Origin of the sequence: Mycolicibacterium chitae, assembly GCF_900637205.1 — a bacterium.
GTDB lineage: Bacteria > Actinomycetota > Actinomycetes > Mycobacteriales > Mycobacteriaceae > Mycobacterium > Mycobacterium chitae.
Genome location: NZ_LR134355.1, coordinates 3,537,141 through 3,562,622, shown reverse-complemented (window position 1 = coordinate 3,562,622; position 25,482 = coordinate 3,537,141). Strand labels below are relative to the sequence as shown.

Genomic DNA, 25,482 nt, shown 5'->3' with positions numbered 1-25,482 from the left:
GCCGGCATGCGTACAGTTGGCACCAACTAATCAGCTCTGACCGGGAGTTCACTCGTGGGTATGCGGCCCGCCGCAAAGATGCCGAGCCTCACTCGGCGTAGTCGATTTCTGATCGCGATCGCAGTGGTGGCCGTCGTGCTGCTGCTGATCGGGCCTCGGTTCATCGACACGTATATCGACTGGCTGTGGTTCGGCGAGTTGGGTTACCGCTCGGTGTTCACCACCGTGCTGTTCACCCGGATCGCGGTGTTCCTGGTGGCCGCGCTGCTGGTCGGTGTCGTGGTGTTCCTCGGGCTGTTCCTGGCCTATCGCAGCCGGCCGGTGTTCGTGCCGACCAGCGGCCCCAACGATCCGGTGGCGCGCTACCGCACGACGGTGCTCTCGCAGCTGCGGGCCATCGGCATCGGCGTCCCGGTGCTGATCGGTCTGCTCGCCGGACTTGTCGCGCAGAGCTATTGGGTGCGCGTGCAGCTGTTCCTGCACGGCGGCGACTTCGGCATCACCGATCCGCAGTTCGGCATGGACCTCGGTTTCTACGCCTTCGAGCTGCCGTTCCTGCGGCTGGTGCTGTCCTATCTGTTCGTCGCCGTCGTCCTGGCGTTGATCGCCAACCTGGTCGGCCACTACATCTTCGGCGGCATCCGGCTGGCCGGTCGCGAGGGCGCGGTCACCCGGGCCGCGCGCATCCAGCTGGTCACCCTCGTCGGCGTCCTGGTCCTGCTCAAGGCCGTCGCCTACTGGCTGGACCGCTACGAGCTGCTGAGCAACACCCGCGCCGGCAAGCCGTTCACCGGCGCCGGCTACACCGACATCAACGCCGTGATGCCCGCCAAGCTGATCCTGGTGGCCATCGCGGTCATCTGCGCCGTCGCGGTGTTCTCCGCGCTGGTGCTGCGCGATCTGCGGATCCCCGCGATCGGCCTGGTGCTGTTGCTGCTGTCCTCGGTGGTGGTCGGGGCCGGTTGGCCGCTGGTCGTCGAGCAGTTCAGCGTCAAGCCGAACGCCGCGCAGAAGGAAAGCGAATACATCAGCCGCAGCATCACCGCCACGCGGGATGCCTACGGCTTGACCGACGACAAGGTGACCTACCGCGACTACAGCGGTGACGCCCCCACCTCGGCGCAGCAGGTCGCCGCCGACAGTGCGACCATCTCCAACATCCGCGTGCTGGACCCGCGCATCGTCAGCCCGGCGTTCACGCAGTTCCAGCAGGCGAAGAACTTCTACGCGTTCCCCGAAGAGCTGTCGATGGACCGCTACCGGATGCCCAACGGCGACGTGCGCGAGTTCGTGGTGGCCGCACGCGAACTCGACCCGGCCCGGTTGATCGACAACCAGCGCGACTGGATCAACCGGCACAGCGTCTACACCCACGGCAACGGGTTCATCGCCTCGCCGGCAAACACCGTGCGCGGAATTGCCAACGACCCCAACCAGAACGGCGGTTACCCGGAGTTCCTGGCCAGCGTGGTCGGCGCCAACGGCAGCGTGACCTCGCCCGGACCGGCCCCGCTCGAGCAGCCGCGGATCTACTACGGGCCCATCATCGCCTCGGCGCCCGCGGACTACGCCATCGTCGGCAGCAACGGCGCCGATCGCGAGTACGACTACGAGACCAACACCGAGACCCGCAACTACACCTACACCGGTTCCGGTGGTGTGCCGATCGGGAACTGGCTGGCGCGCTCGCTGTTCGCCGCCAAGTTCGCCGAGCGGAACTTCTTGTTCTCCAACGTGATCGGCGAGGAGAGCAAGATCCTGTTCAACCGGGACCCCGCCGAGCGGGTGCAGGCCGTGGCGCCCTGGCTGACCACCGATTCGATGCTGTACCCGGCGATCGTGGACGGTCGGATCAAGTGGATCATCGACGGCTACACCACGCTGGACAACTACCCGTATTCCGAACTCACCGTGCTCTCGAGCGCGACGGCGGACTCCACCACGCCGAGCGTCAACAACCGGTTGGTGCCCGACAAGCAGGTGTCCTACATCCGAAACTCGGTGAAGGCCACCGTCGATGCCTACGACGGCACCGTGAAGCTGTACGCGCACGACGAGTCGGATCCGGTGCTGCAGGCGTGGATGAAGGTGTTCCCCGACACCGTCCAGCCCAAGAGTGAGATCACCGAATCGCTGGCGCAGCACTTCCGGTACCCGGAGGATCTGTTCAAGGTGCAGCGTTCGCTGCTGGCGCGCTACCACGTCGACGACCCGGTGACGTTCTTCTCGACGTCGGACTTCTGGAACGTGCCGCAGGACCCGATCCGGCAGGGGACTTTCCAGCCGCCGTACTACATCGTGGCGAACAGCCTTGCCGAGGGCGACAATTCGGCGGCGTTCCAGCTGACCAGTGCGATGAACCAGCTCAACCGCGAGTATCTGGCCTCGTTCATCAGCGCCAACTCCGATCCGGAGAACTACGGGCAGCTCACCGTGCTGACCGTGCCCGGTCAGGTGCGAGGTCCGTCGCTGGCCCACGGCGCCATCAACACCGACACCTCGGTCAGTGAGCACCTCGGCCAGATCGGTAGAGACGGGCAGAACCGCATCCAGTGGGGCAATATGCTCACGCTGCCGGTGGGCCACGGCGGCCTGCTGTACGTGCAGCCGGTGTATGCCTCACCGGGTCGCGCCGATGCCGCCTCGACCTATCCACGGTTGATCCGGGTGGCAATGATGTACGGCGACAAGGTCGGTTACGCGCCGACGGTGCGCCAGGCCCTGGACCAGATCTTCGGTGCCGGTGCCGGTGCGACCGCCGTCGGGCCCGCGCCCATGAGCCCGACGCCCAACGGTCAACCGGCCGAGGCGACCCCGCCCGCCGAGGGACGGCCGCGCACGCCGGCTCCGGCCGCGGCCGTGCCACCGGCGACCGACGGCGCGCCTCAGCAGCTCTCCGGCGCGAAAGCCGCTGCGCTGCAGGAGATCGGCACGGCCATGGAGGCGGTGCGTGAGGCGCAGCAGAGCGGCAACTTCGCCGAGTACGGCGAGGCGCTGCAGCGGCTCGACGACGCCATGAACAAGTTCGACAGCGCGGAGTAGGTAAGCGTTAGGGGAGGGGCGTCCAGCTTGCTGGGCGCCCCTTCTAGCGCGAGCGGGCGCGTCCGCGGACGACACGCCGCTGGAATTGCGTGGTTTGCGCACCTTCGCGGCCAGCCGGCGGGTTGTCGCGGGCCCGTAGCTGTTGCGGCCTGTAGGGGCTGCCTTGCCCGCCCGCTGCGCCGCGATTGTGCGGTTTCATACGCGCCACGCCGTCATCGCGTATGAGACTGCACGTTCGAGGCCGGGCGGACCGACGTCAGCGGCGCGCGTCTCGGCACGGTCCTGCGCGCCTCTTGCTCGCCTGCTGCGTCGCGATTGTGCGGTTTCATACGCGCCCACGCCGTTACCGCGTATGAGACCGCACGTTCGAGGCCGAAAACCACCGCTGAGCACCCGATTTGGAGTCTCACGAGCCGTTGGGTAACCTTGTGTTCACCCGTCGCGGGGTGGAGCAGCTCGGTAGCTCGCTGGGCTCATAACCCAGAGGTCGTAGGTTCGAATCCTGCCCCCGCTACTAACGAGAATGGCCCTCGGAGGAAACTCCGGGGGCCATTTTCAATCGTCGAGCGTCCGCTGCGCCTGCTTGCCAAACCCCGTGCCTAAGCTGCCCGAGCTGAGAACCCATCCAGTCGGCGCTCGATCACGGTTCCGGCGGGAAACATCGACGCGATCATCAGGTTGTCGTGGACGACTTCCGCGGCCCAGTTTTGCGGCCAACCACTGTCGGCCAGACTCGTCTGGATGGCAAGCACCAGTTCGTCGTAGCTGAAGTCGACCTCGACGACCTGGGCGGTGGTCGTCGCGCGATGCGATGCCGCACCGGCGAAGCCGCGCCCGCATCCGCAGCCGCCGTCGGGGTCGCGCAGGTCTCGGTCGCAGGGTTCTTGAACCCATAGGAGTTCCCCTGGGACGCAGTAGTTGTAGTCGTTGTCGCGGGTTCCCTGGGTGAGTGGTGTTGCTACCAGGATCTTCATCGGCCGGCCTCCTGCACGGTTGGCGCCGAGCCTAGGACCGGCCACCGACAACCGCTCAGCAGTAACCCGCTACCGGTTGCGGAAGTAGCTAAGGACTGCCGCAGCTGCCCGTTGGCGGTGCACATAATCTGGGTGCGGTTCTCGATGCAGGTGGCGCTAACCGCTACTTCCTCCGCCGACTGTCCTGCATCTGCACCCACAACGTGTCCGAGGACCGCGGGTAGTACCCGGCCAGGTCGTAGAAATGCTTCTCGCAGACCACCGGCTCCTCGTGCGGGCGGGCCACCGCCTGCCGCCGCTTGGGCAGCACGTAGGCGTCGCGGTGCGTCAGCGTCTTGGCGCACCGGATGCATTGCAGTCTGGCCATCTCGCCTCCCGGTACCAGACCCTAATGGCGTCCCACACCAGACGCGGCCCTATTGCCAGCCTCGAATAATCGAGAGACGATAGCTCCCAATCCGAGGGAGGTGAGCCGTGGCGACATCGGCGCCCACCGAGCGGGTCCTGGACATCCTCGAGTTCGTGGCCCGCCGCAACGGCGAGGACGTCCGGTTCTCGGATGTCGCCCGCGAACTGAAGATCAGCCAGGGCACCGCCAATGCCATCCTCAACTCGCTGTGCGAGCGCGGCTGGCTGGTCCGCGATCCGCAGACCAAGGCCTACGGGCTGGGGCCCGGGCTCGCCGCCGTCGCCGCGACCACTGCGACGGCGCTGCCGCTCACCCACGCCGCCAAGCAGGCGGCCACCGAGCTCGCCAACGACACGGGCCTGGCGGCCTCGGTGGTCGAACTCGTGGGAGATGCGCTGGTGATCATCGCCTTCGAGGGCGGCGACGGCCGGCATCCGGCGGGATTGCCCGGGGAGCGGATTCCCTACGCCCCGCCCTTCGGGGTGGCGTTCGCGGCGTGGGCCGAGGCCGACGAGCAGCGCGCCTGGATGGCGCGCAACCCGGGCGTCACCGGGGCGGTGGCCCGCCGGCTGCGCGGCGTCCTGCAGCGCGCCCGGGAACGCGGGTACGACGTGGACTGGACGACGCCGGTGCTGATGCGCATGTCCCAGTTCCTCGGCGAGGTCCGCACCGACGCCGACGTCTCCGACCACGTGGTCGCCGTCCTGGAAAAGGCCCTGCTCGACTGCGCCAAGGTCGGCTACCTGTCCGACGACGACCCGGCCATCGAGACCCAACCGGTGGCGACCATCGCCGCACCCATCTTCGACGCCGCGGGGCAGGCCTCCCTCATCCTGGGAGTACATCCCGGCCGGCCGTTGCCGTTCAAGGAGATTCGCCGGCTCGGCACCACCGTCGCGGCCGCTGCCGCTCGATGCAGCATTGACCACAAACCAACCCGCGCCTAGTCTCAACACAAATTAGAGAATTCAGTTCTCGAATAATTGAGATAGGCCCTACTGCAATGCGCGCGATGACATACAAGAACCGCCGGATCGAGATCGCCGAGGTACCCATGCCGGTGCCCGGACCCGGGCAACTGCTGGTGCGCACCCTGGCCTGCGCGGTATGCGCCTCCGACCACCACTACGTCGACCATCCGGACGTCAACGCCGCGGACAAGTCCGGCATGCGCGTCGACGCGCCCGACTGCGACGTCATCATGGGCCACGAGTTCTGCGCCGAGATCGTCGATTACGGACCGGACTGCCAGAAGACGCTGCCCATCGGCACCCGCGTCACCTCGATTCCCGTCCTCATGCGCCCCGACGAACCGGCCCGCATCGTCGGCTACTCGCCGGAGGCCCCCGGCGGGTACGGCGAGTACTTCCTGCTCACCGAGTTCCTGGCCCGCGAGGTTCCGGACACTGTCCCGGTCGAGCACATCGCGGTCAACGACGCGTTGGCTGTGGGCTGGTTCTACAGCCGCGCCGGCATGGAGCAGGTCGCCGAGCAGGGCACCGTGCACCTGGTCATCGGCTGCGGGGCCATCGGCGCATCGGTCGTCGCGGGACTGAAACTGCGTGGGGCGCAGAAGATCATCGCCGCGGACCTGTCGGCCGAGCGCCGCGCCATCGCCCGCGAACTCGGCGCCGACGTCGTGGTGGATCCCCGCGAGGAATCGCCGTTTGCCGCGTGGCGCCGCGAGGCGTGGGGTTCCCCGGAGGAAGTCCACGACCGGGTCCGCCAGATCGGGTTGCCCACGCAGGTGGTCTACGAATGCGCGGGCGTCAAGGGCGTGCTCACCGACATCGCGGAGAACTGCGCGGCCGGCGCGTACGTGCTCAGCGCCGGTGGCTCGCATGTCGACGAAATCTCCTCCACCGTCGCGCATCTCAAGGGGCTGATCATCCAGTGGGGTGGCGGTCCCGAGTTCGAGGACTGGTACGGCTGTTTGGACATGATCCTCGACGGCAAACTCGACCCCGTCCTGTTCATCGGCGAGACCATCGGCCTCGATCAGCTGCCGGACGCCTTCGAACGGGCCCGTTCCTCCTCGGCGCCGCTGCGCATCGTCTGGAAGGCCGACAATGACTGACCGCGACGACATCGTCGATGTGCTGACTCGGTACGCGACGGGTATCGACAGCCGCGACTGGACGCTGTTCCGTTCCTGCTTCACCGACGACGCGCACTTCGACTACGGCGCCATCGGCCAGTGGCAGTCCCCGGAGGCCATCACGGCCTACATGCGGGCGTCGCACTCGGGCCCGTCGATGCACCGATTGACGAATTTCGTCATCGTCGTCGACGGCGACACCGCCACCGCCCGCACCTACGTCGACGCCGTGGTCATGGGGCCCAAAGGGCTCGGTGCCATCGAAAATTTCGGTTGGTACGACGACCAACTCGTGCGCACCGACCAGGGGTGGCGCATTAGGTTCCGCCGGACAATTCTGCACGGCGCCCGTCTGCCGGGACCGCTGCGGTTGGTGCCGCCGGTCCTGGGTGCGCGCATCGCGGGATGGCTCGGCGGCCGCCGGTAGCACGTACGGCTTGCGCAGAAACAGTTGTAGTTTCACAATCATCGGGTGACTGCACCCGCCGAGGCGATGACCACCCGGCGCAAGGCCGTCATCCTCTTCTCCTGCTGCCTGAGCCTGCTCATCGTCTCCATGGACGCGACGATCGTCAACGTCGCGATCCCGTCGATCCGCACCGACCTGGACGCCACGCCGGCACAGATCCAGTGGGTCATCGACATCTACACTCTGGTGCTGGCGTCGCTGCTGATGCTGGCCGGGGCCACCGGGGACCGCCTCGGACGCCGCAGAGTGTTCCAGACCGGGCTGACGCTGTTCGCCCTGGGATCGCTGGCCTGCAGCCTGGCCCCGACGATCGAGATGCTGATCGCCGCGCGCTTCCTGCAGGCGGTGGGTGGTTCGATGCTCAACCCCGTTGCCCTGTCCATCATTTCGCAGATCTTCACCAAACCGGTGGAACGCGCCCGGGCCCTGGGCGTCTGGGGCGGGGTGGTCGGGATTTCGATGGCGCTCGGACCGATCGTCGGCGGCCTGCTCATCGACACGATCGGCTGGCGCTCGGTGTTCTGGATCAACCTGCCGATCTGCGCGGCGGCCCTCGTGCTGACCGCGGTGTTCGTGCCCGAGTCGAGATCGGCGACCATGCGCAACGTCGACCTGGTCGGACAGGGCCTGGCGATCCTGTTCCTGTTCGGCACCGTGTACACGCTCATCGAGGGCCCGGTGCTGGGCTGGGGCCACCCGCGGGTCGTCGGGACCGCCGTCGCCGCGGCGGTGGCGTTCGTCGCGTTCCTGGCCTACGAGTCCCGACGCGTCGATCCGTTCCTGGACCTGCGGTTCTTCCGCAGCATCCCGTTCGCCACCGCGACCATCAACGCCGTGAGCGCCTTCGCCGCCTGGGGCGCCTTCCTGTTCATGATGTCGCTGTACCTGCAGGGCGAGCGCGGCTACTCCGCCATGCACACCGGCCTGATCTACCTGCCCATCGCGATCGGCGCGCTGGTCTTCTCGCCGCTGTCGGGCCGCCTGGTCGGCCGCTACGGTGCCCGGCCGTCGCTGGTCACCGCCGGGGTGCTGATCGCGACGGCCGCAGGCATGCTGACCGCGCTGGACGCCGCCACGCCGGTGTGGTGGCTGCTGATGGTCTTCGCGGTGTTCGGGATCGGCTTCTCGATGATCAACGCGCCCATCACCAACGCCGCGGTCAGCGGGATGCCGACCGACCGGGCCGGGGCGGCCTCGGCCGTGACCTCGACCAGCCGTCAGGTCGGGGTCAGTATCGGTGTGGCACTGTGCGGTTCGGTCGCGGGTTCGGCGCTGGCGCAGGGCGGCAACGACTTCGCCACCGCCGCCCGGCCGCTCTGGTTCATCTGCATCGTGCTCGGTCTGCTGGTCGTGGTGATGGGCCTGTGGTCGACGTCGGCGCGGGGGCTGCGTTCCGCCGAGCGGCTCGCCCCGTTGATCCTCGACGAACGGGGGGAGGTTCCCGTTGTCCGCTGAGGCCGACGAGATCTGGCGCGCGCTGGCAGCGCTGGTGCGCGATCACCGCGACGACTGGAAGCGCGCGGTCATCGCGGAATCGGGGCTGCCGTTCAGCAGGATCCGGATCCTGCTGCGGCTGAACGGCACCGCGATGACGGTCAAGGAACTGGCCGCCGCGGCCACCGTCGACGCACCGGCGGCGACGGTCGCGGTCAACGATCTGGCCGGGCGGGGGTTGGTGGTGCGCCGCACCGACCCGTCGAACCGTCGCTGCAAACTGGTGTCGCTGACCGCGGCCGGGCAGGCCCTCGTGCGCTCGATCGGTGCGGTGCCCGACCCCGCCCCGGAGGTGTTCGGGGTGCTCGGCGCCGAGGATCTCGCGGCGCTGCGCTCCATCCTCGACAAGCTCGCCGGCCACTAGGGATACCGCCCGCTCCATCCTATTGACTCAAAGTCATTGAGAACTAGTCAGCCCGTTGCTACAGTTCAGGCGATCGACCGGGCACTAGGAGGGCTTCGCACATGACCAAGCTGGATTCGAAGACCGTGCTGGCGGCGGCGCGGTCGAGCATCGGCGTCAGCGGCTGGCTTGCGCCCATCGCGGCCGGCCGCCTCTTCGGCATCGAGGCGTCCCAGGACGTCAGCGCCCCCCAGTATCTGCGGATGGGCGCCACCCGGGATTTCGCCCTGGCCGCCGGGCCGTTCCTGACGACCGGGCCCTCGCGCAAGGCGGTCCTCGCGCTCGCCGGTGCCTGCGATGTCGGTGACATCATCGGCGTCGCCATCGCCTCGCGGCGCGGCCGGATCTCGCGCGGGGGAGCCATCGCCTTCGTCGCCGCATCGCTGAGCTGTCTTGCGCTCAGTATCAAGGCTCGCGGCGAGGTCGACGGCTAGCGCGCCCGCGCGACCGTGCGCCGTCGACGGGAGGTGCCGACGGCGGGTTTCGGCTGCCCGCAGCGCGCCGATTCGTGAAATCTGTTTGCGCAGCGCGTATTTCGTGGCAGTGGAACCCGGCGGGTGGGGCTTGCGGAATTTTGAGTATACGCCGTAGACTTCGGCGCGAGCTCATAGGTGACGGGCGTCTCAATCCACCGAATCTCCGTGTTGGAGCACGAGACCCCACCGCACCCGCCGTCGAAAGGACCCCTGTGACCGCCGCGATTCTCAACGACACCTCGCCGCATGCGGGCGGCAACGCCGCCTGGGGGCCACTGGCCACCGCCGTGCACACCGACGCCGCAAGGCCGACGGACCCCACCTGGAAGGACAACGCGTACGTGTCCTTCTGGGATGTCACCGGCGAGATCTACGGCGCCATCCACGTCTCGACCTCGCCCAACGACGCCGGGTCCCGCCGTGCCAGGTTCTCCATCCAGCTGGGAACCGGGCAGGTGGAGATCATCGAGGAGCTCCCGGCCGGATCCTTTGCCAGTGAGTCGATTTCGTTCGGCCTGGACGGGACCATTGGCGTCGACCACCCCGACTTACGGGTGCTGATCGGCAACGCGCCGCTGTGGGTGCCGGCCGACTACAGCCTCAACGACCTCATCCCGCCGCTGGTGCCGGGCCGGCCCCTGCAGCATTTCCAGCAGGCCTGCACCGTGCGCGGCGAGATCGCGCACGCCGGCCGCACCTGGGATCTCGACGCCATCGGGATGCGCGACCGGACCTGGGGGTTCCGTGACGAATCGGCGCAGTGGGTGGAGTACGCGGGCTTGGTCGGCGTCGTCGAGGATGCGTTCCTGACGGTCATCAAGTTTCTCGGCGCCGACGGGTCGCTGCGCTCGGACGGTTACTGGACCGACGACGCCGGCGCTGTTCTGATCACCGACGTCGCGTTCCGGCGCAATGCCGCGGCGCAGTTCGTCTCCGGCACAGTCACTCTGGCGGACGGACGCGCCAAGGTTGTGTCGATGTCCAGTCGGCGGGCGGGCTTCTTCGTCCCGATGGGGCGCGAGACCGACGGCCCGGCGTTCGGCACCTACGACGATTTCATGACCTTCGAGTCCGACGGAGCCACGGGCGCGGGTTTCTTCGAGCAGGGCATCATCCACCGCGTGCACTGACCGCGGCCGCAAAGACCACGCAGGGAGACAGGAAATCAGCATGGACACCGACCGTCTTCGCGTCCTTCGGACAATTCGGCTGAAGGGCCGGGTGCTTCCCGGCGATCTGCCGGCCTCGGCCGGCGCCGACGAAAGTAGTTGCGCGACAATCACACAGGACTTCCTGACCTCGGGCCTGGCGGAGGAGGCCCGCGGCCGCCTCAAGCTCACCACCGCGGGACGTGAGCGTCTCACCGAGTTGCTCACCGCGGAACGGAACACCGTCGATGCGCGTGCCGTCGAGGGCCTGTACGCGGAGTTCGGCGACTTCAACAGCGAACTGAAGTCCTTGATGACCCGCTGGCAACTCAAGACCGCCGACACCCCCAACCTGCACGACGACCCGGACTACGACCAGGCCGTGATCGACGACCTGGCGGCACTCGACGCCCGGTTCCGGAGCCTGCTCGCCCGCCTGGTCGACACGGTGCCGCGACTCGGCCACTACCCGACGAGGTTCGCCGAGGCGCTGGGGCGGGTGCAGGCCGGGGACCACTCGTGGTTCGCAAAACCGTTGGCCGACAGCTACCACACCGTGTGGTTCGAACTCCACGAAGACCTCATCGGGCTGGCGGGCCTGACCCGGCTCGAAGAGGCCGCCGCCGGACGGGCCGAATGATGGTCCCGACCAACACCCTCAGCGTGCAACCGGTACGCCGCGACGGCAGCCTCACCCGCGACCTCGCCGGCGGCAAGGCCTGGGGTATCCAGCGCATGCTGACCCTGGGGATCCCCGTACCGCCGGCGTTCGTGGTGACCACCGAGGTGTGCCGCGCCTACCACGCCGGCGGCCGCGCGCTTCCCGTCGGCGTCACCGACGAGGTTCGCGCCGCCATGGCGCACCTCGAGGACGCCACCGGACGGCGCTTCGGAGGTACCGAACGGCCGCTGCTGGTATCGGTGCGGTCCGGGGCGGCGGTGTCGATGCCCGGAATGATGGACACAGTGCTCAATCTCGGCATGACGGCGGCGATCCAGGACGCGCTGGCCAGCGAGACTGCCGATCCGGCCTACGCCGACGACACCCGCCGCCGATTCCGCGAGCAGTTCGAGAACGTGGTGCAGACAACGCCGCCCGAGGACCCGTGGGCACAGCTGGACCTGGCCATCCGGGCGGTGCTGGACTCGTGGCATTCCACGCGAGCCATCGCCTACCGGCGGGCCCGCGGCCTGGACGACGACGCCGGCACGGCCGTCACGGTGCAGGCGATGGTCTTCGGCAATCTCGACGACTCCTCCGGTACCGGCGTGCTGTTCTCGCGGGATCCCCTGAGCGGCAACCCGGCTCCGTACGGCGAGTGGTTGCCGCGCGGGCAGGGCGAGGAGATCGTGTCCGGCCGAGCGGACGCGCTGCAGCTCGACGCGCTGGCCGCGCAACTGCCCTCGGTGCACGCCGAATTGCTGGCGGCGGCAAGGATCCTCGAACAGGATGCGCGCGACGTCCAGGACATCGAGTTCACCGTGCAGTCCGGCACGTTGTGGCTACTGCAGACCCGGGCGGCGAAGCGGACCCCGCGCGCCGCGCTGCGCTGCGCGATCGACCTGCAGCGCGACGGCGTCCTCAACGTGGCCGAGGCGCTCGACCGGGTGAGCGCCGAGCAACTGCGGGCCCTGCTGCGCCCGAGCCTGGATCCGTCGGTGGTATCGGCCTCGCCGCCGGTGGCCGCGGGCAAGTCGGCCTGCCCCGGCATCGCGACGGGGGTCGTGGTCACCGACGCCGAGGAGGCCGAGCGTCGCGCGGACGAGGGAGAGGCGGTGATCCTCGCGCGTCCGACGACCGACCCGGACGACGTCGCGGGCATGTCCGCGGCCGTCGCGGTGGTGACCGAACTCGGCGGGGCCACCTCGCACGCCGCGGTGGTGTGCCGCGAGATGGCGGTCCCGTGTGTCGTCGGCTGCGGTGTCGACACCGTGACCGCATTGGCCGGCAAGATCGCCACGGTCGACGCCGACGCCGGCACCGTTCACCTCGGCGAGCTTCCGGTCCGGACGCCGGTGGCGGCCGACGACCCGGACCTGGTCCTCTTCGCAGGATGGCTGCGAGATGCGCTGGGAGACAGCGACGCCCCGGCCGACGTCGTGAAACTCAAAGAGCGGCACCAACAGCAGGGCGGTCTGTGATGACAAGTGTTGACGAGATGCTCGAGACGTTGACCACGACCGGGTCGCGACCGGACCAGACCTGGACCACCGGCAACGTCGCCGAGGCGTTCCCCGGGGTCTTCACCACCTTCGGTCTCGGATTCGTGTTCACGGCCATGGAGATGGCCTTCCGGCGAATGTTCCACGACCTCGGCGTCTACTCCGCCGCGGAGATCGCGGTGCCCGAGAACGCAGAGGAGTGCTTCTGGGCCGTGTTCGACGGGTGGGCCGCGGGCAACATCGACAAGTTCCGCGACATCGCGAACCGGATGCCGGGAACCACCGCCAGTGCCGTCGAACAGCAACTGTTCGGCTTCGTGCGGCCGGAGACGGTGAACGAGAACAGTTTCCGTCGATACCCGTTCATCCTCGGCAAGGCTCCGCTGTGGTTGCTGCGCACGCCCGAGCGCCACGATGCGTTGTTTGCCGAACTGCGACGGTGGCGCCTCGAGATGCTGCCGCGGATCGAGGGCATGGACGAGCGAGCCTGCGCGGCAACGATCGCCGACGCCCAGGCGCGCTGCGAGGACATCATGAGCATCCACATGGGTGTGGCGATGATCAGTTCGTCGTTGGCCGAGAAGGTCGCCGACGTGGCCGAGGCCGCCGAGCAAACCGGACTCGAGGCCGCGCTGCTTAGCGGCGTGGGTTCGGTCGAGAACGCGGTGGCCCACGACCTGTGGGCCCTGGCGCACGAGCAGATCAGCCTGCGCGAGTTCACCGACCGCCACGGCTATCACGGCCCCAACGAGGGACAGCTCTCCGGCGTCACGTGGCGGCAGGACCCGGCGCCGATCCTGGCGCGCATCGAGGACTATCGCAGCATCGCGGCCGACAGCCCGCGCGCGCCCCGCGCCCGCAGCGCCGCCCAGGAGGCCACCCGCGCCCGCGCCCTGCAGGACCTCCTGGCCGGCACGCCCCGGTTCAAACGACCGGTCGTGGCGGCCCTCGTGAAGCTCACGGCGCGCTACCTGGCCCTGCGCGAACAGGGCAAGGCCGGCTATCTGCTGACGTTCGACGTGGCCCGGGCCGCTGCGCGCCGGATGGGTTCGCTGCTGGTCGAGCGGGGCATTCTCGACGATGCCGAGGACGTCTTTCACCTGCGCTGCGATGCGCTGGAAAGCGGCATCGACATCGATCAGCGCGACATCGTTGCCCGGCGCGCCGCGCAATACCGTGAGCGGCAACAGATCCGGTTGCCGAAGTCGTGGACGGGCTCGCCCGAGGTGGTCAAGGTCGCCGAGGAGGAGCGCACCGCGTTGGCCGTCGGGGAGGTGCTGACCGGGGTGGCCGCCAGCGGCGGCGTCACCGAGGGCCGCGCGCGGGTGGTCAAGGACCCCGACGGGGTGGAACTCGACGAGGGCGACATCCTGGTCTGCGAGACCACCGACCCGGCCTGGGTGCCGCTGTTCCTCGTCGCCGGCGGTGTCATCACCGACCACGGCGGACTGTTGAGCCACGGCCCGATCGTCGCCCGCGAACTCGGCATCCCCTGTGTCTGCGGCACCGAGGACGGCAGTCGCCGGATCCTGGACGGCCAGATCGTCCGGATCGACGGGGACCGCGGCACCGTCGAGGTGATCGACGGCGACCGCTCGCTCACCACGAGTTGAGTCTGCTCATCCGACACACCAAAAGGGCTCCGACGCAATGTCGGAGCCCTTTTCGTCGCTGTGCACTCGGCCGAGCCCGGCCGGTGCGGGTGAGCGCGCTGCCTCGCTGATCCGCTCACCCGCACCCGAGGGCCGTCAGCCCCCGGCCAGCTTGGCGCTGACTTCCCAGGCCGGCGGACGCTTCGGGTACTCGCGGTCGACCTGCCAGCGGTCGGGATGCTTGGCCTCGGGCACCGCCGCGAACGACAGGTGGGTGTGCAGGATCTTCCACTCACCGTCGATCTTCTCGACGGTATCGGTCTGGCGCATCTTCCAGACGAACTCCGAACCGTCCTCGAGCTTGCCCTGGTAGGTCTGGTTCATGTACACGAAGCCGACGCCGTTCTTGGCGTAGATCCGCATGTTGATCAGACCGAAGTCGCCCACGAACTGCGGGCTGATGTACATGAACCACTTCCGCACATCGTCACCGAAATACTCACCGGGGGAGAGGATGTCGATGAAGCTGACGTCCTCGTGGTCCGCGTAGTACTTCAGCGGGGCGTCGTAGACCTTCAACCACTCGTTGTTGTAGACGCGCTCGGCGTCCTTCTCCATCTTGGCGATGTCCGCCACGTCCTGCGGATCGCTGCCGAACAGTGCGATCGGCTCCTCGAAATCTGGTTTCAGATTCGGATGGGTCACCATTTCCTCCTCGTCGAGCGGGTTGGGATTTCCGCTGGCCTTCAGCGGGACAAGACAGCGCCTACGGCGCCGGCAAGCTCATCGGCCGGATTGGCGGCCGAAGTTGTACTGCGCCAGGCGACAAAGTTGTCGGGACGCACGAGAATCGCACCGTCGTCGGCAATCTCGCCGACCTCGGCCCACTGGCCGTCGACGTCGCGGTAGTCGCCGCCGATCGACGCGACCGAGATGGTCACCCCGAAGCGCTCGGCGGCCGCGGCCGCGGCGTCGGCCCACGCCTGCCCCCGCGCCCCGGTGATCAGGACGAACCGGCCGTCGTTGCCGGTGAGGTCGTGGGTGGAGACCCGGTTGCCGGCGTGCTCGAGCCAGGCGTGTGGCAACCGGTGGCCCGGCCGCGACGTCGGGTGATAGACCGATCCCATCGGATCGACCGGCGGCGGCGCCGAGCCGTCCGGCACCAGCGCGCCCGCGGCGTAGGCGATGCCGAGTTCCAGGTCGTGGGCCTGGAACTCGACCCGTTGGGTCTTGACCACCTCTTCGAAGCGGGCCCGGCGGGCGGCGCCCATCGGGGTGTCGGAGAAGAAGATCTCGAACACCCCGCGGTGCATCTCCGGGGGCACCGGGACCGGCAGCAGTCCGATCCCCGAGTCGACCACGAAATGGTTCTGCATGGTGTGCAGCGCCCAGTCGACGATCCGCAACCCCTCCGGTTGCCGCTCGGCGGCGTAGGTGTCCAGCAGCGCCGGGCCGGCAACGCCCTTGAGCACGGCGGCCAGCTTCCAGGCCAGGTTCTGCGCGTCCTGCACACAGGTGTTCATGCCCAACCCCGTGGTCGGCGGGTGGCGGTGCACCGCGTCACCGACCAGGAATACCCGGCCCTGCGAGTACTTGTCGGCGACCGAACCCTGCACCGACCAGTGGCTGATGCGCAGGATCTCCATCGGAATATCGCCGACCCCCAGCAGTTCCCGGATCTTGGCCGAGATCGCCTGCTCGTCGAGGTCGGAGTCGTCGGTGGGCAGGAACGCGAAATGGAAGGCCCACTCCTCGGAGTGCTTGCCCCAGGTCGGGCCCATCTGCACCATGTTGCCGCCGGACGGGTACGACCCGGCCTCCGGATTGATGAAATGCGCGATCAGCACATCGTCTTCCCACCACTGGGACAGATCCGCCTTCAGGTGCGCGGTGACGATGTCGAGCAGGTCGTGGGCGCCGACCATCGTGGCGCCGATCATCTGGCCGACGGTCTTGCCGCCGTCGGCGCCGACGAGGTAATCGGCGGTGACGGTGAAGGTTTCGCCCGACGAGCGGTTGCGGATCGTCGCGGTGACCGCGTCGTCGCTCTGGCTCATCTCGGTCAACTCGTGATGGAACAGAATCCGTCCCGCCGCACGCTTCTCGGCGTGCTGACGCATGATGGGTTCCAGGCGCAGCTGCGGATAGTTGGTCGACCGGCTCGCACTGTCGCGCAGGTACTGCTCGGTGAGCGCGCCACCGCCGAAACAGTCCATCTTGTAGAAGGTCTTGCGCTGCAGCGGTCCGTCCCCGGCGAGGGTGGTCTGCCAGACCACCGAGGCCATCTTCTCCGTCGGCGTGCCCACGGCGTAGATGTCGTCGGCGACCTCGAACTGACGGAACAACTCCATCGCCCGTTGATTCAGGTAGTGGGCCTTCGGCAGGATCGACGTGCCCTCGTGCCGTTCGACGAGGATGTGGTCGATTCCGTAACACGACAGCATGATCGAGGTCATCAGACCGGAGGCGCCGCCGCCGACGATCAGTACGGGGACCTTGGTATCGGACATGGTTGGTTACCTCTTTCGAAGATCGTGGATCATGAGGGCGCCGCCGCGAGGCCGTCCGCCAGTTGCTCGAAGACGTCCAGCGCCTCGGGATTGCGGACCGCGCCGTCGGAGACGACGGTGGCGCGGGGCGCACCCGTGAGGAGGCGCTTGACCGGTACCTCGAGCTTCTTGCCGGTGAGGTTGTAGGGGACCGCCGGGATCGCGTGGATCTCGTCGGGCGTATGCCGGGGCGAAAGCCGCTGCCGCAGCTGACTGTTGATGCCGCGGCGCAGATCGTCATCGAGGGTGACCCCGTCGGAGAGTTGCACGAACAGCAGCAGCGAACCCGATCCGCCGGACGGGTCGTCGAGGTGGACCACCAGACTGTCCTGGACTTCCGGAACGTCGTCGAGCGCGGAGTAGAACTCACTGGTACCCAGGCGGACCCCGCCGCGGTTCAGCGTGCCGTCGGAGCGACCGCTGATCACGCAGGCGCCGCGGCTGTTGAACGTGACCCAGTCGCCGTGGCGCCACTGGCCGGGGTAGTGCTCGAAGTAGGCCCGCCGATACTTGGCCCCGTCCGGGTCGTTCCAGAAGCACACCGGCATCGAGGGCATCGGCGCGGAGATGACGAGTTCACCGAGTTCGTCGACGACCGGATTGCCGGCCGGGTCCAACGCCCGGGCCAGCACGCCGAGCGCCGGAGCGGTGATCTCTCCGGCCCGCACCGGCAGCAGCGGTGTGCCCCCGACGAACGAGGTGCACACGTCGGTGCCGCCGCTGGTGGACTGCAGATAGATGTCGGGGCCGATAGCGTCGTAGACCCAGTGGAACCCCTCGGCCGGCAACGGTGAGCCGGTGGAGGTCATGGCCCGCAGCCTGCTGAGATCGAAACTCTCCCCGGGCCGCATACCGGCCTTGCGGCAGCCCATGAGAAACGCTGCGCCGGCGCCGAATACGGTCACCCCGTGGTCGGCGACCGTCCGCCACAGCTCATCCGGCCCCGGGTGGGCCGGATCGCCGTCGAACAGCACGATCCTGGCACCCAGCAGCAGCGCGGAGACCTGGATGTTCCACATCACCCAGGTGGTGGTGCAGTAGACGAAGTAGGTGTCGTCGGCGCCGAGATCCGAATGCAGCCCCAGGGCCTTCTGCAACTCGAGGGTGATGCCGCCGTGGGAGTGCACGATGGCCTTGGGCAGACCGGTGGTGCCGGAGGAGAACAGTACCCACAGGGGCTGGTCGAAGGGCACCCGCAGATAGTCCGGCGCGGCCGGTTCGGCCAGTAGCTCGGTCCAGGTAGTCGTGCCGTCAGGTCCCGCACCGAGGTAGGGGACCGAGACGGTGTGCACCACGCTGGGCAGCGCAGCCCGGATCGCGGAGACGTGCTCGGTACGGTCGATCGACTTGGCGCCGTACTGATATCCGTCGACGGCGATGAAGATCTTGGGGGACAACTGCTGCAGTCGGTCCAAGACGCTGTCGACACCCAGCTCGGGCGCGCACACCGCCCAGACGGCCCCGATGCTGGTCGTCGCCAGCATCGCCACCAGGGCTTCGGGAATGTTGGGCAGATAGGCGGCGACGCGGTCGCCCGGTTCGACGCCCAGCCGTCGCAACCCCGCGGCCGCGCGGGCCACCCGGTCGCGGAGCTCACCCCGGGTCAGCGTGATCACCTCGCGCGACTGGGAGATCGCGGTGAGGACGGTCTGGTCCTCGTCGCCGCGCAGCATGTTCTCCGCGTAGTTGAGGCGGACGTCGGGAAACCACTGCGCGCCCGGCATCGTGTCATCGAGCAGGGCACGGCCGGTGTCGCCGTCGGCGAGGATGCCGAAGTAGTCCCAGACCGAGCGCCAAAACTCGGCCAATTCGGTTGTCGACCAGCGCCATAGCTCGTGATAGTCGGGCGTCGTCACAGTGCCGCGCTCGACCAGTTCCCGGGCGTAGCGCCCCATCCGGCTGTCCTGCAGCAGCTGCTGCGAGGGCTCCCAGAGCACGCTCATCCGCGCGCCTTGGCGGCCGTCATCCGGTTGCGCATGGTGCCGATGCCCTCGACGTAGGTCGACAGCCGTTCACCGTCGCGCAGGTACCGCGGGGGGTTCAGGGCGAATCCGATGCCCGACGGGGTCCCGGTGAAGATCAGGTCCCCGGGCAGCAGCGGCAGGATGCCGGAGAGGTAGGACACCAGGAACGGCACCGTGAAGATCAGGTCGCCGGTGCGGGCCTGCTGGACCTGCTGATCGTCGATCGCGCAGCTGATCTCGAGGTCATCGGGGTTGGCGAACTCGTCCGGCGTCACCAGGGCCGGGCCCAGTGGCGCGAACCCGGGATGCGACTTGGCCAGGCTGAACTGCTGCGGGGCAGGCGGTTTGACCTGCAGGTCGCGCTCGGACAGATCCTGGCCGACCGTCAGGCCCGCGACATGCTCCCACGCCCGTTCCACTGCGACGCCTTCGGCTCGGCGGCCGATCACCGCGACCAGTTCCGCCTCCCAGTCCACCGAACCCGGGGGCATGACGACGTCGTCGTAGGGCCCGGTGATCGAGGAAGCGAACTTGGTGAACACCATCGGGGTGTCGGGAATGTCGATCCCGGTTTCCTCGGCGTGGCCGCGGTAGTTGAGGCCGATCGCGAAGATCTGGCGAGGTGTGCCGACGGGCGCTGCCAGTTCGGCCTCTTCGAACGGCCGGCCGTCGGCGTCACCGAGTGTGGCTGCCCAGTCCCGGAATTCGTCCCAGCGCTCCAGCAGGTCCTGGAACGCGGCCGAGAACCGCCCGGCGCTGGCTTCTTCGATGTCGACGGCGGTTCCGCCCTGGTCCAGGGCGGCCCGGCCGGCGAGGTTGATCAGGCGCATGGATGTGCTCAGCTCCTTCTAGGCGGTGGTGAGAAGTTCGAAGGGGTTTACCTGCGGGGTGGTCTTGGCCCAGGTGCGCGTGATGAGTTCGGCTTCCGGGGTGCCGCCGCGATAGGCCTTGATCAACTCGTCGACATCGAAGCTGGGGCCGATCGGGTCCGCGGCGTACTCGGGGCCCTTCATGTACTCCGTGGCCTCGTCGGGCGTCGCAAAGTTGTCGATCTGGAGTTCGACCATGTTGCCGTCCGGATCCCGGTAGTAGATCGAGGTGGTCAACCCGTGTTGCACGGGCACCCGCGGATGGATGTCCTCGGCCTTCAACTCCAGGTACTTGTCGAGCAGATCGCCCAGGGTGGGGAAGGTGAACGCCGAGTGGGCCATACCCGTCGTCAGCGGTGTGCGGTCGGCGAGCACGCCCGGCGGCAGGCCGAGGAGGGCGACCCGGTGATGTTCCTCGTCGAAGGTCAGGAAGGACATCGCTTCGTTCTCGTAAACGGCGTGGGCGCCAAGGACTTTCAGGTACCAATCACGCATCGCTGGGAGCTGAGCGGTCTGCAGCACGAAATGCGCTAGACGAGGTCGAACTGTCATCGTGTTCTCCAAGGGGGTGAGCTGGCCGTAGGCACACATCGGGAGTTGGACACGGCCACGTGGGCAGCGGGATGCGCGGTGGTTGCCGCGGCATCTGCTCGAGCTGACCCGTTGACGTGTTCAGCCTCACACTAGGACGTTGTTGATTTATAGTCAATGACTCAAAGTCGAAAGTTTGTGGTTTGATGCGTTAGCCTGCGCTGATATGCCGAATGGGTACTAGTGGGGTCGATTGCAGAGGGGCGCTTGTGAGTACGAAGGCGGATATGTCTGCCCGGAAGGCTCAGGCGGAGGAAACTCGCCGCCGGATCCTTGACGTTGCGGTGGAGGCATTCTCGGCGCAGCACTACGACGCCGTCGCCGTGAGTGACATCGCGACCTCGGCCGGGGTGGCGCACGGTTTGCTGTTCCACTACTTCAAGAACAAGCGCGGGCTGTATCTGGCGGCCATGGAGGAGGCGGCGCGCGAGTTCGACGCCGCCCATCAGAACGACCCCGACCTGCCGCCCGGTGCCCAGATGCGGCAGCGGTACTACAACCAGTTCGCCTACCTGGCGCGCCACCGCGGTCTGGCCACGCGCCTGGTGCTCGGCGGCCGGGGGGCCGACCCCGAGGCGTGGGCCTTCTTCGAAGATCAACGCTGGCAAGAGATCGCGCGGGGTTGCACCGCGCTGGGTCTCGACCCGGAAAAGCCGGCGCTGCGCATGATGCTCAGTGCCGCGACCGCGACCGTGGATGCCGTCGCGGCGTTCTGGCATCAGAACGGACAGCCCTTCGACGTCAAGGCGCTCGGCGACGTGCTGTTCGAGCAGACCATCGAGGCGCTGCGTGGCGCTGCCCGGCTCGATCCGACCTTGCAGCCGTCGGTGGAAAAGGCGATCGAACAACTGCGTGCCGACACGTAAGCGGCCCTTGCCCGACGCGCGCTGATCCGCGCGGTTGGTAGCTGTCTTCCTGTATCGCAACGTCTTCCGTGCTTCATTGCGCGAACGTCGAGCCTGATTGACCGTCCCACGACCTCTCGCGATGGCGCATGTCCGTGTCATCGACTTTGAGTCATTGACATTTAGTCAATGCAAGATATGCTGTGACGTGGACCACCGGTCTAGGTGGTCGAACGCCGTGGGGTCAGGGCATTCGGGAGGCGGGATGGAAGCGCGCGTCGGTGACAGTGCCGCGTTCCGGAGCGCACTTGTCGCAGGCCTGGTCGCCGGGGACGAAAGACCGGTTCGCCGACGTGCCTACGGAAATGCGTTCGCTCAGGACCGGTCCGGGCCGCCCGCGCGGCCGTTGTTGTATTCGGTTGCGCACTAGGCGAATCCGACGTTTCATCCAGAAAGGTAGTACATCCATGTCGATCGATCAGGACGTCAAACCGGCGGCACGCTCGCTGGCCGGGTTCAACGACGAGCTGGCGGACGAACTCGTCTCCCGCGCCAAGGCGGTACGCCCGCTGCTCGAGAGCAAGGCCGACGAACACGAGCAGAACAGCGAGCTGAGCCAAGAGGTTGTCGACAAGCTCACCGAGATCGGTGTGTTCGCCATGGCCGGTCCGGCCCGCGTGGCCGGCCTGGCGCAGTCGTGCCGGTCGATGGCCAACGTCGCGGCCGAGTTGGCCAAGGGCTGCCCGTCGACGGCGTGGGTCTACACGATCTACAACTCCTGCCTGTGGTTCGCCTCCAAGCTGCCGGCCGGCATCCAGGACCAGATGTTCGCCGACGGAGTACCGCTGATCTGCTCGCCGCAGAACGGGATCGGACACCTGGTCCCCGACGGCGATTCCTTCAAGCTGACCGGGAAATGGAGCTACGCCACGGGTTCCCACCACGCCGCGTGGACGATGGTCCCGGCGCTGTCCCCGGAGCAACTGCCGGTGCTGGCCGTCATGCCGATGGCGGATGTGGAACTGGACTACACCTGGCGTGTCGCGGGGATGAAGGGGACGGGTTCGGACACCGTCGTCGCCAACGACGTGCGGGTACCGGCGAACATGATCGCCGCGTTCTCCGACATCGCGGTGGCGCCGCCGGCCACGATCGACGAATCGGTGCGCGTCGCCAGCGATTACTGGGTCAACTACCCGATTCTGCGCGCGAAGGCGCTCGGCGTCCTGGTCGGATGCGCCGAGGGTCTGCTCGACGTGGCCGTGGCCAAGAGCGGCAGTCCCATCCTCTACAGCGCCTATGCACAGAAGCGCGACTCGTCGGCCTATCACGCGGCCATCGGTGAGGCCACCACGATGATCCAGGCCGCCAAGAGGTTGGTGGACGACTCGTGTGCCCGGATCGACCAGGCCGCCTGCGAGGGCCGCGTACAGTCCATCGACGAGCGCACCGAGGCCCGCGGCGCCGGGGCACTGGTGATCCGTCTGCTGCACGACGCCATCGAACTCCTGATGGATCTGGGCGGATCGTCAGGCTTCTCGACCACCGCTCCGGCGCAACGGTATTGGCGTGACTTCGCGACCGGCTCCCGGCACGTGATCTTCAACTCGCAGATCAGCTACGAGCAGGCCGGCCGGCACCTGCTGGGCATCGAGCCGGGGATCGTCGAACCAGACATGCTCTGATGGGTACGGGCGGGCCGCGGGGGACCGCGGCCCGCCCGATCTCAGTTCAGCCGAACCTTTTCGTTGACCGCGGCCACCACCAGCCGGGCGGATTCGACGCAGCCGCTGAGGCCGGCGGCCAGGGGAGGCCGAGCCCCGTCCCCGACATTCCACAGGTTCGCGATGGGGGTGGCGTTGGGCCAGTCCCGGCCCGGAATCGCCCGTTGGCCGGGCCAGTCCCCGGTGCACACGGCGACCGAGATGATCTGGGCCGTGGCGAATTCGGGGAACTCCGCGGCCGCCTCCTGCTCGAGCAGCCGCACTTCGGCGTCGGTGTCGAAACCGGAACTGGCCGGGTGCGGCGTGCTGGTCACGCAGTACAGATGCCTGCCGGCCGGGGCCAGACGCGGCGAGGGGCCGCTGACGTAGGACGCGTAGGCCAGTCGCCGCGTGTGGCCGAAGAAGATCAGCGTGGCCAGATTCGGGATGGGCCGCTCGGTCGCGAAGTTGATCGTGATGAGCGTGCCCGGATAGTTCTGCTGCGCAAGGCTCTCCAGGTAGCCCTCGGGCCACTGCGCAGCCGGCACGAGTTGGCCGGTCGCGACCGGCCCGATATTGCTCACCACGCATCGGGTCCGCACCGTCGTCGTCGACCCGGAACTGTCCGCGACGACCACGGATTCGATGAGCCCGCTGGGCCCGACCTCCGCGCGCACCACGGTGCTGTCCAGGCGCAGTACGCCACCCGCGCGCTCGAAGTACTCGGCGAGGTCCGACCAGGGGCCGATGGAGCCGTCCGGGTGGGCCCCGTAGGGATTCATGCCGCCCTTCTTCGTGAGGTAGTCGAAGAAGACGCGGGCGCACACATCGGCCGGTTCGGCGGCGAACATGGCGCTGGTGAGGTTGCGAACGAGCTTGCGGGCGGCCGGTGATGCGTTCAACTGCGCCAGCCAGTCATCGAGGCGCTGGTGCTCCGCTGGGCGGAACCAGCCGAACCTGCGCGCCAGCGCGCCGATGACGGGGATCGCGACCTTGTTGATGAGGAGGCCCGACGGGCCACTCATCATCGCGATGTCGCGGCGGCCCATGCGAAGCACCAACGGCTTGGCCTGACGGCGGGCCCGCAGGGGGACGCCGAGTTCGTCGAACAGTTCCTTGTTGGCGCCGCCGAGCTCGAATATCTGTGCGCCGGTGTTGATCCCGAACCCGTCGATGTCGACCGTGGAGGCGCGGCCGCCGACCTGTGCCGCGCGTTCGACCAACAGGGTCCGGTACCCCTGCTTCACCAGCAGTGCCGCGGCCGCAACGCCGCCCGCACCGGCCCCGACAACGACGACGTCGTATGCCTCGTCGGTCAAAGATCCAGGACCAAGCGCTTGCCGACGCAGCGGGAGACGCAGATCATCATCGACTCGTTGCTCGCGCGTTCCTGCGGGGTCAACACCGAGTCGCGATGATCCGGCTCACCCTCGAGGACGTCGGCCTCGCAGGTCCCGCAGGTGCCCTCGGAGCACGAACTGAGGACCTCGATACCCACCTTGCGGACCTCGGCCAGGATCGTCGAATCGGCCGGCACCGTGACGGTGATATCGGATTCCGCGCAGACGACCTCGAATTCCTCGTTCGCGCCGACGTCGGCGTCCTGTTTCGGAGCGAACCGCTCGACGTGCAGGGGCAACGCCTTGGTCGCGCAGATCTCCTCGGTGGCGGCGATCAACGGCTCTGGCCCACAGCAATATACGGCGGTGCCGGCCGGGGCCGTACTCAGATAGGACGTCAGGTCCAGGAGGCCACATTCATCCTGGGGGCACACTTGGATCTTGTCGCCGAACCCGTCGAGTTCGTCGAGGAAGGCCATCGACGCGCGGCGCCGTCCGCCGTAGAGCAGCCGCCACGACGCGCCCTGGCGTTCCGCGGCGTGGATCATGGTCAGTATCGGGGTGATTCCGATGCCGCCGGCGACGAACAGATAGTGGTCGCTGGGCTGCAGCGGGAAGTGATTTCGCGGGCCCCGTGCGGTCAGCGTGGCGCCTGCGCGCACCGAGTCGTGGAGGAACTCGGAGCCGCCGCGGCTCTCCGGCTCGCGCAGGATCCCGATGCGCCAGCGGGAGCGGTCGGCGGGGTCGCCGCACAGTGAATACTGCCGAACGAGGTCGTCGCCCAGGATCAGGTCGATGTGGGCACCGGGCGACCACTCGGGCAGCTCGGCGCCGTCGGCCGTCTCCAGAACCATCACGATGCAGTCCTCCGCCACTGGCCGGACCTCTCGAACGGCAAGGTCGATGGTGTCGGTGGTGCTGATGCTCTCCTCCTGGAGGGGCAGTGTCATGTGGGTCGTCATGTGGGTCCCCGCAATCCGGTGCCCGTGGCCCGATGCGCTCGGATCGGGCCACGGTTCTACGTTGTTTCGACGCCGCAAGCGTGTCGTCTGGATCACTTATTACCGGTTCATTGACTTGGTGTCAAGGAGTTTGGCGCGTCGACTTGTCGCCGCCGTAAATAAGATGACAAGCTCTGGGTCGGTGCATTTTCCCTGTTGACCGGGGGTTGCGCAGTATAAGTAGACTTATGTCACACCCCGCGATGACCTTTTCGACTTCAAGTCATTGATTCTGTGTCAACAGTGTGCTTAGTATGTGATCCACCACACTGCGGATCGCCGGCGGGGGCGACGACATTCGAGATCGGGCCCCTGTTCGGCGAGCCGAGTGGGGTTCAGCCGACATCACGCA

General features: G+C 67.8%; 22 protein-coding genes and 1 tRNA gene. 14 read left to right on the top strand and 9 right to left on the bottom strand.

Annotation, left to right across the window (positions count from 1 at the left end; translation table 11 throughout):
- The first annotated feature begins 54 nt into the window (after window positions 1–54).
- Together EL338_RS17010 and EL338_RS17005 are read left to right on the top strand one after the other, a co-directional pair.
- Window positions 55–3,042 carry a UPF0182 family protein gene (locus tag EL338_RS17010; protein WP_126334816.1) on the top strand — a complete coding sequence of 996 codons (2,988 nt, stop codon included), beginning with the start codon at window positions 55–57 and terminating at the stop codon, window positions 3,040–3,042.
- A gap of 440 nt (window positions 3,043–3,482) precedes the next feature.
- A tRNA-Met gene (locus EL338_RS17005) sits at window positions 3,483–3,556 on the top strand.
- 85 nt (window positions 3,557–3,641) lie between these two features.
- Here EL338_RS17005 and EL338_RS17000 read toward each other — a convergent pair.
- Together EL338_RS17000 and EL338_RS16995 are read right to left on the bottom strand one after the other, a co-directional pair.
- Window positions 3,642–4,016, bottom strand: coding sequence for a DUF7715 family protein (locus EL338_RS17000; protein WP_126334815.1), 375 nt, complete (start codon window positions 4,014–4,016; stop codon window positions 3,642–3,644).
- A gap of 163 nt (window positions 4,017–4,179) precedes the next feature.
- On the bottom strand, window positions 4,180–4,383 hold the full coding sequence (locus EL338_RS16995; protein ID WP_126334814.1) for a hypothetical protein: 204 nt from the start codon (window positions 4,381–4,383) through the stop codon (window positions 4,180–4,182).
- 107 nt (window positions 4,384–4,490) lie between these two features.
- On the opposite strand from EL338_RS16995, the gene EL338_RS16990 reads away from it, so the two are divergent.
- The 10 genes from EL338_RS16990 to EL338_RS16945 all read left to right on the top strand — a co-directional run bounded on the left by EL338_RS16990 (window position 4,491) and on the right by EL338_RS16945 (window position 14,289).
- Window positions 4,491–5,372, top strand: a complete 882-nt coding sequence (locus EL338_RS16990; protein ID WP_126334813.1) for a helix-turn-helix domain-containing protein — start codon at window positions 4,491–4,493, stop codon at window positions 5,370–5,372.
- A gap of 65 nt (window positions 5,373–5,437) precedes the next feature.
- Window positions 5,438–6,502, top strand: a complete 1,065-nt coding sequence (locus EL338_RS16985; protein ID WP_235666187.1) for a zinc-binding dehydrogenase — start codon at window positions 5,438–5,440, stop codon at window positions 6,500–6,502.
- Window positions 6,495–6,950 carry a nuclear transport factor 2 family protein gene (locus tag EL338_RS16980; RefSeq protein WP_126334811.1) on the top strand — a complete coding sequence of 152 codons (456 nt, stop codon included), beginning with the start codon at window positions 6,495–6,497 and terminating at the stop codon, window positions 6,948–6,950. Before EL338_RS16985 ends, EL338_RS16980 begins: the two co-directional genes overlap by 8 nt.
- A gap of 66 nt (window positions 6,951–7,016) precedes the next feature.
- On the top strand, window positions 7,017–8,447 hold the full coding sequence (locus EL338_RS16975; RefSeq protein WP_126336931.1) for an MFS transporter: 1,431 nt from the start codon (window positions 7,017–7,019) through the stop codon (window positions 8,445–8,447).
- The gene (locus tag EL338_RS16970) at window positions 8,437–8,850 is read left to right on the top strand and encodes a MarR family winged helix-turn-helix transcriptional regulator (RefSeq protein WP_126334810.1); all 414 of its coding nucleotides are present in this window, start codon (window positions 8,437–8,439) and stop codon (window positions 8,848–8,850) included. Before EL338_RS16975 ends, EL338_RS16970 begins: the two co-directional genes overlap by 11 nt.
- 101 nt (window positions 8,851–8,951) lie before the next feature.
- Window positions 8,952–9,323: a hypothetical protein gene (locus tag EL338_RS16965; protein ID WP_126334809.1), complete on the top strand. Its 372-nt coding sequence runs from the start codon at window positions 8,952–8,954 to the stop codon at window positions 9,321–9,323.
- Between the two features lie 254 nt (window positions 9,324–9,577).
- On the top strand, window positions 9,578–10,495 hold the full coding sequence (locus tag EL338_RS16960; RefSeq protein ID WP_126334808.1) for a DUF7064 domain-containing protein: 918 nt from the start codon (window positions 9,578–9,580) through the stop codon (window positions 10,493–10,495).
- A gap of 40 nt (window positions 10,496–10,535) precedes the next feature.
- The gene (locus EL338_RS16955) at window positions 10,536–11,153 is read left to right on the top strand and encodes a hypothetical protein (protein ID WP_126334807.1); all 618 of its coding nucleotides are present in this window, start codon (window positions 10,536–10,538) and stop codon (window positions 11,151–11,153) included.
- Window positions 11,150–12,655, top strand: coding sequence for a pyruvate, phosphate dikinase (locus EL338_RS16950; protein ID WP_126334806.1), 1,506 nt, complete (start codon window positions 11,150–11,152; stop codon window positions 12,653–12,655). The genes EL338_RS16955 and EL338_RS16950 overlap by 4 nt, the downstream gene beginning before the upstream one ends.
- Window positions 12,655–14,289 carry a PEP-utilizing enzyme gene (locus tag EL338_RS16945; protein ID WP_235666186.1) on the top strand — a complete coding sequence of 545 codons (1,635 nt, stop codon included), beginning with the start codon at window positions 12,655–12,657 and terminating at the stop codon, window positions 14,287–14,289. Before EL338_RS16950 ends, EL338_RS16945 begins: the two co-directional genes overlap by 1 nt.
- Before the next feature lie 135 nt (window positions 14,290–14,424).
- Here EL338_RS16945 and EL338_RS16940 read toward each other — a convergent pair whose 3' ends face one another.
- Genes EL338_RS16940 through EL338_RS16920 form a run of 5 tightly spaced genes read right to left on the bottom strand, consistent with a single transcriptional unit; the run spans window position 14,425 to window position 20,145 of the window.
- Window positions 14,425–14,973, bottom strand: coding sequence for a YybH family protein (locus EL338_RS16940; protein WP_163792208.1), 549 nt, complete (start codon window positions 14,971–14,973; stop codon window positions 14,425–14,427).
- A 41-nt stretch (window positions 14,974–15,014) separates the two neighbouring features.
- Window positions 15,015–16,778, bottom strand: a complete 1,764-nt coding sequence (locus EL338_RS16935) for an FAD-dependent monooxygenase (protein WP_126334804.1) — start codon at window positions 16,776–16,778, stop codon at window positions 15,015–15,017.
- Between the two features lie 29 nt (window positions 16,779–16,807).
- Window positions 16,808–18,760 carry an acetoacetate--CoA ligase gene (locus EL338_RS16930; RefSeq protein WP_126334803.1) on the bottom strand — a complete coding sequence of 651 codons (1,953 nt, stop codon included), beginning with the start codon at window positions 18,758–18,760 and terminating at the stop codon, window positions 16,808–16,810.
- Window positions 18,757–19,611 carry a fumarylacetoacetate hydrolase family protein gene (locus EL338_RS16925; protein WP_126334802.1) on the bottom strand — a complete coding sequence of 285 codons (855 nt, stop codon included), beginning with the start codon at window positions 19,609–19,611 and terminating at the stop codon, window positions 18,757–18,759. Before EL338_RS16925 ends, EL338_RS16930 begins: the two co-directional genes overlap by 4 nt.
- Window positions 19,612–19,629: 18 nt before the next feature.
- The gene (locus EL338_RS16920) at window positions 19,630–20,145 is read right to left on the bottom strand and encodes a VOC family protein (RefSeq protein WP_235666185.1); all 516 of its coding nucleotides are present in this window, start codon (window positions 20,143–20,145) and stop codon (window positions 19,630–19,632) included.
- Window positions 20,146–20,468: 323 nt separating this feature from the next.
- Here EL338_RS16920 and EL338_RS16915 point away from each other — a divergent pair, with 323 nt between their 5' ends.
- Both EL338_RS16915 and EL338_RS16910 read left to right on the top strand, forming a co-directional pair.
- The gene (locus tag EL338_RS16915) at window positions 20,469–21,107 is read left to right on the top strand and encodes a TetR/AcrR family transcriptional regulator (protein ID WP_163792206.1); all 639 of its coding nucleotides are present in this window, start codon (window positions 20,469–20,471) and stop codon (window positions 21,105–21,107) included.
- Between the two features lie 446 nt (window positions 21,108–21,553).
- Window positions 21,554–22,771, top strand: a complete 1,218-nt coding sequence (locus EL338_RS16910) for an acyl-CoA dehydrogenase family protein (RefSeq protein ID WP_163792204.1) — start codon at window positions 21,554–21,556, stop codon at window positions 22,769–22,771.
- A 41-nt stretch (window positions 22,772–22,812) separates the two neighbouring features.
- Here the strand turns inward: EL338_RS16910 and EL338_RS16905 are convergent, their stop codons facing one another.
- A complete protein-coding gene (locus EL338_RS16905) occupies window positions 22,813–24,108 on the bottom strand; it encodes a phytoene desaturase family protein (protein ID WP_126334798.1) in 1,296 nt (431 codons plus the stop codon).
- The gene (locus EL338_RS16900) at window positions 24,105–25,079 is read right to left on the bottom strand and encodes a PDR/VanB family oxidoreductase (RefSeq protein ID WP_197721896.1); all 975 of its coding nucleotides are present in this window, start codon (window positions 25,077–25,079) and stop codon (window positions 24,105–24,107) included. The genes EL338_RS16905 and EL338_RS16900 overlap by 4 nt, the downstream gene beginning before the upstream one ends.
- Window positions 25,080–25,482 lie beyond the last annotated feature (403 nt).